This window comes from Thalassobaculum sp., assembly GCF_040219215.1.
Lineage (GTDB): Bacteria > Pseudomonadota > Alphaproteobacteria > Thalassobaculales > Thalassobaculaceae > Thalassobaculum_A.
This window is the reverse complement of sequence record NZ_JAVJSX010000021.1, coordinates 1-11,644: the sequence shown is the minus strand read 5'-3', so window position 1 is coordinate 11,644 and position 11,644 is coordinate 1. Positions and strand designations below refer to the sequence as shown.

The following is an 11,644-nucleotide window of genomic DNA, read 5'->3' as shown; positions in this document are numbered from 1 at the left end:
CAGTTGGCCGGAGACCCGCCTGACCATGGATCTGTCCGGATACGTGCCAGAAGGTTCGTCGATAACGGCCGTATTCGAGTTCTGGTCCGATCTGGTCAAGCGCGACGGCGGCCTTCCAAGGCACCGTGATCTCGATCCGTTGGCGATCCCGTCAAGAGTACTGCCCGACCTGTCGCTGTATGAACGGGTCGATGGCAATCGCCTGAAGTGCCGTTTGGCTGGTGGCCGGTTCGTTGCGGCTCTCGGCTACGAGCCACGGGGACAGTATCTCGACCAGCGCCTGCAACCAGAGTCGTACCCTCATCGGGCGCGCCTGTTCTTCGAGTGCCTGGATGAACGCCGGCCGGTGTTCTATCGCGGCGTCGTGGTGGTCGACGGGCGTGATCACCAGTCGTTCCGGCGGATACTGCTGCCGGTACTAGCGGATGAAGACGAGGTGCCACGGTTGGTGTTCGGCGCCATGGAACTCGAGCCGAACTCAAGCATGGATGCCGACAAGACCGGTCGTATCGGTACAGTTCTGAAAGGCGATCCTGTCGCCTAATGTCTTGAGGCTGCGGTCTCTACTGCGACCGCAGCCTCGGATCCAGGGTGTCGCGGACGGCGTCACCGAACAGGTTGAAACCAAACACCGCCAGGGTAATGGCCAGTCCCGGGAATACCGCGATCCACGGGGCGCTCTCGGCGTACAGCTCGGCGCCACCCTGCAGCATCAATCCCCAGGCCGGCGTCGGCTCCTGGACGCCGAGACCGAGATACGACAGCGACGCTTCGAGCAGGATCGCCTGGCCGACGAAGGCGGTGATCATGATCAGGAACGGCGCCATCACGTTCGGCACCATGTGGCGCAGGATGATCCGGCTGTGGCTGTAGCCGATCGACCGGGCGGCATCGACATACGGCATTTCGCGAACCGCCAGCGCGCTGGACCGCACCACCCGCGCGCATCGTGGAACGAACGGGATGGTGATGGCGACGATCACCTTGTCGGTGCCGGTGCCGAAGATCGCGACCATGGCCAGCGCCATGATGATCAGCGGGAACGACATGAAGATGTCCATGACCCGCTGGAAGATCAGGTCGACGAGCCCGCCGAAATAGGCGCTGCCGACTCCGAGGACCAAACCCGCGCCACCGCCGATCAGGGCCGACACGAAGCCGACGAACAGTGCCGTGCGGGCGCCATAGACGATGCGCGAGAACACATCGCGACCGAGCGGGTCGGTGCCCAGCCAGTACTCGGCACCGGGTGCGACGGCGAACGCGCTGTAGTTCATCGCCGTGGGATCGTGGGGTGCAATGTAGTCGGCGAAGACCGCCATGATGATCATCAGCAGGACGATGAAGCCGCCGGCCACGCCGAGCGGCTGCCGACGCGCCATCCGCGTGAACACCTGCCATGCCGTCCGATGCGTACGAGCGTTCGTCGGCATGTTTGCCGGGAGCTCCGAGGTCGCCATTGAGCCTCTCCCTCTCAGCTGTAGCGGATGCGTGGATCAAGCCACGCGTAGAACAGGTCGACGATGAAGTTGGTGACCACGAAGATCAGCGCCACCAGCATCACCAGTGATTGGGTCATGGTGTAGTCGTGATTGCTCACCGACTCGACGAACAGCTTGCCCAGTCCATTGAGATTGAACACCTGTTCGGTGACGACCAGTCCGCCCATCAGGAACGCGAACTCGATGCCGATCACGGTAACGACCGGCAGCAACGCGTTCTTGAGCGCGTGCCGGTTGACGATCACTTTCTCGATCAGCCCCTTGGCCCGGGCGGTCCGGACATAGTCCTCGCGCAGCACTTCAAGCATCGCCGAGCGGGTCATGCGGGTAGCCACCGCGGAATAGCGGTATCCGGTTGCGAGCGCGGGCCAGATCAGCATCGACAGGTTGACTTTCCAGTCCTCCCAGATCGGCACATAGGTGATCGGCGGCATCCACGGTACGCCGTACCAGGCCTGGCTGGTCACCAGCAGGCCGAGGATGATCAGGATCCCGAGCCAGAACGACGGCATGGCAATCCCGGCGATCGAGAACGCCCGAACCGCGTAGTCGGCCCAGGTGTTGCGCTTCACCGCGGAGATGATCCCCATCGGGATCGAGATGACGATCGATACGACGGTCGCCATCAATGCGATCTGCAGGGAAACCTGGAACCGCAGCGCGATCTCGCTGACGATCGGCTGGTTGGTCCACATCGAGGTCCCGAGGTCGCCGACGAAGAAACCTCCAACCCAACTTGCGAACTGGACGAACATCGGTTCGTCCAGGCCGAGTTCTTCCTGGCAAAGCGTAAGGGCCTGCGGATCGAAGGTCGAGCCCGTGCCGGCCAACCGCAGTTCGCAGACGTCGCCGGGGATCATGCGCATCAGGAAGAAGACGAGCACGGCGGCCCCAAACAGGGTCGGGATCATCAACAGGATGCGCTTGACTATGTACTGGTGCATGAGCAGCGGCCTTCGGTCCTGGAAGGTCGATCAAGAACGATCCGGTGGCCCGCCGCGCTGGGCGGCAGGCCACCGGCAGGAAGTCGGCGTTACTGGTCGAGCCAGACGTTCGCCAGATCCTGGTTCAGGTAGTGGCTCGGGCTGACGTTCCAGCCTTTGACATACGAGCGGTGCGGAATGATCCGGTACCACCACATCGTGATGAAGCCGAGGGCCTTCTCGTCGAGGACGATCTGCTCCATCCGCCGCATCAGCTTGCGCTGCTCGGCGGTGTCGTCGGTCTGGTTCATCGCGTCGAACAGCTTGTCGACCTCGGCGTCCTCGTAGCCGCCATACTGGCTGCCGGAACGCTCGGCGGAGATGAACTTCGATACGTCAAGCAGCGGATTCACGATCGACTGGCAGTTGAAGTCGATCGAAACATCGAAATCCTGCTTCTTGCGCAGCGTGTCGTAGAACGGACCGGTGGGCTGGACCTGCTGGTCGACCGCCAGGCCGATCTGCTTCCACTGGTCGATCAGCCAGGTGCCGACGATCTTGTACGGCTGGTCGACGGCGCGGTTGTTGAGCGTGAACTTGAACCCGTCGGGAATGCCGGCTTCCTTGAGGAGCTTCTTGGCTTCCTCACGGCTCTTGGCCAGATCCGGCCAATAACCAGCAAGCTGCTCAAGCTCGGCCTTCGTCGCGGCCAGCGGGTGCTTCGGGAAGGCGATGCCGCCAACCGTCTTCACGATGGCGATCTTGGACAGGTACTCCGAGCCGCCCCAGCGGTCGACCGCGAGGGTCAACGCCCGACGGACGCGCACGTCGTCGAACGGCTTCTTGCGGTGGTTCGGAGTGATCAGCAGGACGCAATTCCAGTCGCTTTCCTGGACCGTGATGTCCTTGCCGAGGGCCTTGACCAGATCGTCACGGCTTTGCGGCGGGAAGCCACGGAACTCGATCGCGGCGCGGTCGCCACGGATCGCCTGGACCCGCAGGGACTCCTTCTTGGCGAAGATCGCCTCGATGCCGTCCAGGTACGGCTTGCCCTTCTCATAGTAGTTCGGACTGGCAGTGCCCTTGATGAATGCACCCGCCTGCCGCTCGAACTTCTGGAACGGACCGCTGCCGAGCACGTTCTTCTCGTACCAGTGCATGTCCTGGGCGAGCTTGGCGTCGTCGTAGATGAAGTTGAACGGCATCGCGAGCGCCGGGATGAACGCCGACGACGGGTACTTCAGCTTGAAGACCACCGTGCTGGCATCAGGCGCTTCGACCGAGTCGACCATCACAAAATAGGCCTTGCGGGCCGAGCTGACACCCTCTGCCGGGAAGATGATCTTGTCGAAGGTCGCCTTGACGTCCTTGGCATCGAGCGGCGAGCCGTCCTCGAAGGTGACGCCCTGGCGAAGCTTGAAGGTGAAGGTCTTGCCACCGTCGGTGGCCTTCGGCATCTCGGTGCAGAGATCGCAGATGATGTCGGTCGGATCGCTTGAATTCTCCGGATTGACCTTGGCCAGAAGGCTGTAGAACGGTGCGATCGGATGGATCAGCGCGAAGGTGGTCTCCCGGTGCCCGTCAAAGCTTGGTGGCTCGTCCGGCACCACGAACTTGAGAACCCCACCCTTCTTCGGCGTTTCCGCCGCCATGGCCCCGCCCAGCCCTAAGGCGAGCGCGGCAGTGACCGCGACGGAAGCCGCGAATGTCTTCAGTCCTGAACTCATGTGGACGTCTCCTTCCCATGCGACGCGGTTCAGGGCGCAACGTCCCTGGTCCGGTCGATCTTTGCGCTCGCGCCGCCAGCCAGCAGGCTGGGCTGGACGAGCTGATAGACGGATAGGAGCAGCTCTGCGGCTACCGACCTCCCCGTTCCCTGCATTCGTATCTTCCGGCTTTGTCGAGACCACCGGTTGCCGCACCGTGAGGCGCTTGTATACATTTTCACGCCACGTACCGTCGGTCAAGAAAGAGCCCATGGCGCGGACAGGAGGACACAATGTCAGAGACCAATCCAAAGCCCGCCGTGAAAGCCCTGGTGTTCGACGTGTTCGGCACCGTCGTCGATTGGCGCACCAGCGTGGCGCGCGAGGTCGGCACCGTTGCTGCGGCGAAGGGGTGGAGCATCGACCCGGTCGCGTTCGCCGATCGGTGGCGGGCGCTTTACCAGCCGTCCATGGATCCGGTGCGCCGGGGCGAGAAGCCCTATGTCCGTCTCGATGACCTCCATCGCGCCAGCCTCGTCACCCTGGTCGAGGAGTTCGGTCTGGATCCGTTGCCGGCCGAGGAACTCGAGCATCTGAACCGGGCGTGGCACCGGCTCGATCCATGGCCGGATTGCGTGACTGGCCTGACCCGGTTGAAGAAGCGCTTCATCCTGGCGACCATGTCCAACGGCAACGTGGCGCTGATGCTGAACATGGCGAAGAACGCTGGCTTGCCCTGGGACATGATCCTCGGCGCCGAACCCGCCCGGAACTACAAGCCGGTGCCCTCGGTCTACCTGACCGGGGTCGACTGGCTTGGTCTCGTGCCGGCGGAAGTCATGATGGTGGCGGCGCACAACGGTGATCTCGCGGCCGCCCGCGCGCTCGGCCTTCGCACCGCGTTCATCGCCCGGCCGACCGAACATGGCGACAAGCAGTCCCGCGATTTCCGTGCCGAGGACGACTGGGACCATGCCGTGAACAGCATGGATGAGTTGGCCGACCGGCTGGGTTGTTGAGGAGGGTAGTATGGCTACGGTTCTCGAACGCTTCGGGTCGTTCGCCGCCGAACGGTGCGCCGGCCCGTTGGACGATGAGGTGCAGCGGCACGCCCGTCGCGCTGTTATCGACTGGTTCGCGGCGACGCTGCCCGGCGGCGTGATGCCGCCGGCGACCCTGGCGGTCCGGGCGCTGGCGGACCAGGTCGGCCACGGCAAGGCGACCTTGATACCGTCCGGTACGCCGGCCGGCGGGCAGGCGGCTGCCCTGATCAACGGCACCGCGGCCCATACGGTGGAGTTCGACGATATCTACCGTGACGGGTTGTACCACCCGGGTGCGCCGACCATCGCCGCGGCCTTGGCGGCGGCCGAACTGGCCGATGCCGACGGCGCAAAGCTGCTGGCTGGCGTTGTTGCCGGCTATGAGATCTCGAACCGGATCGCCGTGGCGGTGAATCCGCGCCACTACGATTTCTGGCACACCACCGCAACGGTCGGATGCTTCGGCGCCGCCGGCGCTGCGGCGGCCATTCTCGGTCTCGACGGCAACCGCACCGCCCACGCCCTGGCCAGCGCAGCCACCATGGCCGCCGGGCTGCAACAGGCGTTCCGCGCCGACGCGATGAGCAAGCCGTTGCACGCCGGACGGGCGGCGGAGGCGGGGCTGCTGTCGGCCCGGCTTGCAGCCGAAGGGGTCACCGGCGCGCTTGATGCGTTGGAAGGGCCGCGGGGCTTCGCCGCCGCCATGAGCGGTGCCGACATCGATTGGGATGCGGTGACCGCCGACCTGGGGGTCGATTGGACGATCACCCGCATGACGTTCAAGAACCACGCCGCCTGCGGCCACCTGCACGCCGCCGTCGACGCGGTGCGAGCGTTGGCGGACGAGCACGCCCTGACGGCGGCCGACATCGACCGGATCGAAGTCGGCTCCTATGCCAAGTCGCTGGAGATCTGCGGCAACGCCACGCCGGTCACGGCGTTCGAGGCGAAGTTCAGCCTGCCGTACTGCGTGGCGGCTACCCTGGTGCTCGGCTCGGTGCGTCGGGCGGCGTTCGAGGACCCGGCGTTGGCCGATCCAACCGTTCGGGCGGTGGCGGCGCGCGTGGTTCACACCGTCGACTCCGGCTGCGAGGCCGCGTTCCCGAAGGCCCGGTCGGCCCGCGTGGCGATCGTGACCATGGACGGCCGTCGGCTCGAGCGGTTCGCCCCGACCCGCAAGGGCGACCCCGACAACCCGCTGACCGACGCCGACCTGGCCGACAAGTTCGCTGAACTGGCCGGCCCGGTGCTCGGCGCCGAGCGGTCCGCTGCCCTGCTGCATCGGTTGCAGACCCTTGGGGCCGGCCGGCGGATCAACGACCTGCTTGCCGGTGCCGCATTGTCCCAGGCGGCCGAATGACCATCCGCCACGTATCGCCTGCCACCGGAGAGATTGGCCTATGACCGCGCTGTTCGACGACCTGCTGACCGCAGAGCAGATCCAGTTCCGCGACTCGGTGCGCGGCTTTGCCGAGCGCCATCTGGCGGCCGGCGCGTTGGCGCGGGCGCACGAACCGTCGTTTCCGTTCGACGTGGCGAAGCTGATGGCGAAGCAAGGGTTGCTCGGCATCACCTTCCCGGAAGCCGATGGCGGGGCCGAGGGCACGCTGATGGATACGATCCTGGCGATCGAAGCGGTGTCGTCCGTCTGTCCGCGATCGGCGGACGTCATCCAGACCGGAAATTTTGGACCGATAAGGACCTTCGTCGAATACGCAACGCCCGACCAGAAGGCCCGGTACCTGGGGCCGATGCTGGCCGGCGAAGCGTTGATCTCGGTTGGAATGAGCGAGCCGGAAGCCGGCTCGGCGGTCACCGACCTCGTGACCGCCGCAACGCCCGACGGTGAGGGCTTCAGGATCAACGGCACCAAGGTGTTCTCCTCGCACAGTCCGGACGCAAAGCTGTTCCTGGTCTACGTGCGCTACGGGCCGGGGGTCGACGGAATCGGGTCTGTGCTGATCGAACGCGGCACGGCGGGCTTCTCGGTTGGCAAGCCGGTCCGGTACGTCGGCGGCGACGAGTGGTGCCAGCTGTACTTCGACAACGTCTTCGTGCCGGGCGGCAACGTGCTGCTGCGCGAGGGCGGCTTCAAGAAGCAGATTGCGGCATTCAACGTCGAGCGCCTCGGCAATTCCGCTCGCTCGCTGGCGTTCGGCCGACACGCCTTCGGCATCGCCCGCGAGCACGCCGAGATCCGCAGCCAGTTCGGCCGGACGCTCAGCGACTTCCAGGGCATACAGTGGAAGTTCGCCGAGATGGCCGCCCGCATGGAGGCGGCCCAGTTGATGCTGTACCGGGTCGCGGCCCGGGCGGTCGACCGGTTGCCCGACGCCTACGAGACGGCCCTGGTCAAGTATCTGTGCAACGAGGCCGGCTTCTTCGCCGCCAACGAATCGATGCAGGTCCTGGGCGCGCTCGGCTACAGCGAGGAAAGTCTGGTGGAGTACTGCTGGCGGCGGGCCCGCGGCTGGCAGATCGCCGGCGGCAGCCTGGAGATGATGAAGAACCGGATCGCAGAAGGCGTCTTCGATCGCCGGTTCTCGCAGCGCGCGCCGAAGCGGTCCGCGTGAGCATGCCAGACCCCGGCTCGGTCGCCCCTTGGCTCGCGGCACTCCTGCGGCCGCGGTCCGTCGCCATCATCGGTGCCTCGGACGACCCCAGGAAGGACGGCGCGCGGCCGCTGCGGTTCCTGCGCAAGCACGGCTACTCAGGCGCGGTCTATCCGGTGAACCCACGGCGCGACACCGTGCTGGGGGAGAAGGCGTGGGCGTCGCTCGAGGCGCTGCCGGAACGTCCGGACCACATCTACATCGTCGGGGCGGCCGAACGGGTCGAGGACGCCGTGGTCGAGGCGGCCCGGCTCGGCGTGCCCGCGGCGACGGTTCTCGCCGACGGCTTTGCCGAGATGGGCGACGAGGGGCGTGCCCGCCAGGACCGGCTGGTGGCGCGGGCCGCGGAGGGTGGTTTGCGGCTGCTCGGTCCGAACTCGATGGGCGTGGTCAACGTCGTCGACCGGATTCCGTTCACCACCAACGCCGCCCTGGAGGCCTCGACCCTGCTGCCGGGCCGGCTGATGGCGCTGTCGCAGTCCGGGTCGCTGATCGGCACGCTGCTGTCGCGTGGCGCCGCCCGCGGCATCGGCTTCTCGCACCTGGTGTCGGTCGGGAACGAGGCCGATCTTGACGTGGGTGCGATCGGCGAGGCGGCGACCGCTCTGCCGGAAGTCGACGCGTTCCTGCTGTTCCTTGAGACGCTGCGCCGACCGGACCGGCTGGCCCGATTCGCCCGTGCGGCGCACGCCGCTGGCAAGCCGATCATTGCCTACAAGCTTGGTCGCTCGCCCGAAGCGCAGGCGCTGGCGGTGTCGCACACCGGCGCGCTGCTCGGCTCCGACCAGGCAGCGGACGCGTTCTTCCGCGACCACGGCATCCTTCGGGTCGATCAGTTCGAGGCGTTGCTGGAATTGCCGGCGCTGTTGAAGGGCAGGCGCCCCGATGCGGCCCGTGCCGGGCGGCCGGTGGCGGTGGTGACCACCACCGGCGGCGGCGGGGCGATGGCGGTCGACCGCCTCGGCGGCGCCGGCGTGGCGTTGGCGGGGGCGAGCCAGACGCTGCGCGAGCGGGTGAAAGCGGACCACGGACTTGAGGTGAAGGGCGGGAGGCTGATCGACGTGACGCTGGCGGGCGCGCGCTATGAAGTCATGAAGGCGGTGCTCGATGGCCTTCTCGATTGCGGGGAGTACGCTGCGGTGATCGCGGCGATCGGGTCGTCGGCTCAGTTCCTGCCGGAGCGGGCGGTGCAGCCGATCATCGATTCGGCCGGCCATGAAACCCCGCTGGCGGCGGTTCCGCTGCCGCAGGCCGACCGAGCGCTGGAAATGCTGGCCGAGGGTGGCGTCGCCGGGTTCCGCACGGTCGAGGCGATGGCCGACGCGGTGCGGGCGTTCCTGGCCTGGGCGCCGCCGCGCGACCTTGCCATAGGGGAAATCCCCGCGCTGGATCCGCTTCCGTCCGGTGCCCTGCTCGACGAGGCCGCCGGCCTCGATCTGCTGGATCGGCTTGGCGTCCCGACGGTGGAGCGCCAGCACCTGGAGCAGGACGCGGAAGTGCCTGCTGGATTGACCTATCCCGTTGCCCTGAAAGCGCTTTCGGCTGACCTGCCGCACAAGACCGAGGCCGGGGCGGTGGCGCTCGGCCTTGCCGATCGTGCCGCCGTCGATGCAGCCCGTGTGGCCATGCGCGAGCGCTTGGCGGTGAGCGCGCCCGAGGCGCGGCTTGACGGCTGGCTGATCCAGTCGATGGTGCGCGGGGTTGGTGAGGCCCTGATGGGTTACCGGCTGGATCCGGAGGCCGGTCCGGTCATCACCGTCGGTGTGGGCGGGATCTTCGCCGAACTGTACCGCGACGTGGCGGTGCGCTTGGCCCCGGTCGATCTCGCGACTGCCCGGGCCATGATCGGCGAGGTCAAGGGCTTCGCGGCCCTGGCGGGTTGGCGCGGCCGGCCTGCGGGCAACCTCGACGCTTTAGCATCGGCTGTGGTTGCGCTGTCCCGCCTTGCGCTGGATCCCGAACGCCGGGTCGAGGAGGCCGAAGCCAATCCGGTGATCGTCACCGAGACCGGCGCCGTGGCGGTCGACGCACTGGTGCGAATCGCCGGATAACCGGGAAACAGGCTTGCTTAGCGCCCCTCGTTTGACGCGACCACGCTGGCTTCGGCACGGGCGGCGTCGACTTCGGCGTCGATCGTCGGGATCAGCGCCTGCAGCTTCTTCAGATCCTTGCCCGCGAGCTGTTCGCCGGTCGGCAGCTTGATGCTCATCGGATTGACCTGCCGCGCGTTCAGCATGACTTCGTAGTGCAGGTGCGGACCGGTCGACCGGCCGGTGGTGCCCACATAGGCGATGATCTGGCCCTGGCGGACCCGGCTGCCGGCCCGGACGCCCTTGGCGAACCGCGACGTGTGGCCGTAGGCCGTCTTGATCTCGCTGTTGTGGCGGATCCGCACGTAGTTGCCGTAGCCGCCGAACCGCTCGGCCATCTCGACCACGCCGTCGCCGGCCGCCATGATCGGGGTTCCCGTCGGTGCCGCGAAGTCCACGCCCTTGTGCATCTTGGTGTAGCCGAGAATCGGGTGCCGTCGCTTGCCGAACCCCGACGACAGGCGGGCGCCGTCGATCGGTGTGCGCATCAGCGCCTTGCGGACGCTGCGCCCATCCGGCCCGAAATAGTCGACGAAGCCGCTGGACGGAGTGAATCGATAGAACGCCAGGGTCTTGCCCGACAGGGTCATGGCGGCATAGCGGATGTCGCCGTTGCGCACCCGGTCGCCGAACTCGTCGTCGAAGCCTTCGTACAGCACCTCGAAGCGGTCGCCGGGCTGCACGTCGCGCTGGAAATCGACATCGAAGCTGAACACCCGGACCAAGTCCATCAGCACGTCGATCGGCACGTTGGCTTCGATGGCCGCTTCGTACAGGCTGCTGTCGATGGTGGCGGCGCCATAGGCGTAGCGCCTGTCCAGCGCGCGCTCGGCTTCCTCGGCGGTGAAGCTTCCGGCGTCGTCCAGCTTGACCAGGACGTCGCGGTCCGGCGACGGCCGCAGGGCCATGCCGAGGAACTGGTCGCCGTCGGTGCTCGGCTTGAAGGTCAGGGTGATGTCCTGGCCGATCTGCAGGCGCCGGACGTCGAACACCTTACCAAGGGTGCTGACCGCGCTGTGCGCGCTGACCCGGTCCACGCCGTTGTCGGTGAGGATGCCGATCAGGGTGTCGCCGCGGGACACCGTGATGATCCGGTCTTCGGGGCCGGGCTCGGATTCCACCGTCGGGAAGGCGTGCATTTCCTCGGCACGCCGGGCATCGAAGCTCTGCGGCCGGATGGTGGCGCCGTCGATCAGCGGCGGAGACGCTTCGGCAAAACGGGCGTTCGACGGTTCGGATTGCCCGAGAACGATCCATGCGGCGGCGAGAATCCCGAATACCACCGCGCTCGTCCACTTCATTGGCCGCGTCTCCCCGAAAATCAAAATGCCGTGCCGCCGCCCGAAGACGTTGGCCGCATGATCGTTCTCGAACCGTCTCCTGTCAAGGAAACTGAACGATTCCATGTGGTTTTAGCTGCTTCCTGAACAGACAGATTAATCAGCTACTGCCCGCGTTCTCCCCTCGCGCGGGAGCCATACTGGCGCAAACGGCCGATCCGACGGAAGACCAAAAAACTTCAAAAAAGGGGTTTGACATAAAATCGGGGGCTTCGTATAAGCCGCGCCTCGCCGAGACACATCGGGTCGCGGCGACGGACTGGAAGCCCTCCGGGGAACTGGTCCGCGGCTCTTGGACATTGTGAAATGGAAGGGATGCGCAGGCGGCGGTCTGGCTTGGTTTTGCTGGGCACGCTGGGACCTGAGAGGGTTCTGGCATACGAGCCGATCTGTGCATCTGACTGTGCGTCCTGATTTCTGGCGCTTCT

At 66.3% G+C, this 11,644-nt stretch carries 9 protein-coding genes; 5 read left to right on the top strand and 4 right to left on the bottom strand.

From position 1 onward, the window contains the following. Positions 1-25: 25 nt before the first annotated feature. A complete protein-coding gene (locus tag RIC54_RS15175; RefSeq protein ID WP_350098419.1) occupies positions 26-544 on the top strand; it encodes a PAS domain-containing protein in 519 nt (172 codons plus the stop codon). Between the two features lie 19 nt (positions 545-563). Here the strand turns inward: RIC54_RS15175 and RIC54_RS15170 are convergent, their stop codons facing one another. The 3 genes from RIC54_RS15170 to RIC54_RS15160 form a co-directional block, all read right to left on the bottom strand. Then, the gene (locus tag RIC54_RS15170; protein ID WP_350151149.1) at positions 564-1,460 is read right to left on the bottom strand and encodes an ABC transporter permease; all 897 of its coding nucleotides are present in this window, start codon (positions 1,458-1,460) and stop codon (positions 564-566) included. Between the two features lie 14 nt (positions 1,461-1,474). After that, the gene (locus RIC54_RS15165; RefSeq protein ID WP_350098417.1) at positions 1,475-2,446 is read right to left on the bottom strand and encodes an ABC transporter permease; all 972 of its coding nucleotides are present in this window, start codon (positions 2,444-2,446) and stop codon (positions 1,475-1,477) included. A gap of 89 nt (positions 2,447-2,535) precedes the next feature. Beyond that, a complete protein-coding gene (locus RIC54_RS15160; protein ID WP_350098416.1) occupies positions 2,536-4,152 on the bottom strand; it encodes an ABC transporter substrate-binding protein in 1,617 nt (538 codons plus the stop codon). 272 nt (positions 4,153-4,424) lie between these two features. On the opposite strand from RIC54_RS15160, the gene RIC54_RS15155 reads away from it, so the two are divergent. The 4 genes from RIC54_RS15155 to RIC54_RS15140 are packed head-to-tail and all read left to right on the top strand — an operon-like array spanning position 4,425 to position 9,837. Next, complete coding sequence (locus RIC54_RS15155; RefSeq protein ID WP_350098415.1) at positions 4,425-5,150, top strand: haloacid dehalogenase type II; 726 nt, start codon at positions 4,425-4,427, stop codon at positions 5,148-5,150. A 10-nt stretch (positions 5,151-5,160) separates the two neighbouring features. Beyond that, the gene (locus RIC54_RS15150; RefSeq protein ID WP_350098414.1) at positions 5,161-6,534 is read left to right on the top strand and encodes an MmgE/PrpD family protein; all 1,374 of its coding nucleotides are present in this window, start codon (positions 5,161-5,163) and stop codon (positions 6,532-6,534) included. 40 nt (positions 6,535-6,574) lie between these two features. Continuing rightward, entirely contained in the window at positions 6,575-7,747 is a 1,173-nt protein-coding gene (locus RIC54_RS15145; RefSeq protein WP_350098413.1) for an acyl-CoA dehydrogenase family protein, read from the top strand. A 2-nt stretch (positions 7,748-7,749) separates the two neighbouring features. Next, positions 7,750-9,837, top strand: coding sequence for an acetate--CoA ligase family protein (locus RIC54_RS15140; protein WP_350098652.1), 2,088 nt, complete (start codon positions 7,750-7,752; stop codon positions 9,835-9,837). A 17-nt stretch (positions 9,838-9,854) separates the two neighbouring features. On the opposite strand, the gene RIC54_RS15135 is transcribed toward RIC54_RS15140, so the two are convergent. Next, positions 9,855-11,177: a M23 family metallopeptidase gene (locus tag RIC54_RS15135; protein ID WP_350098412.1), complete on the bottom strand. Its 1,323-nt coding sequence runs from the start codon at positions 11,175-11,177 to the stop codon at positions 9,855-9,857. Between the last annotated feature and the right edge of the window lie 467 nt (positions 11,178-11,644).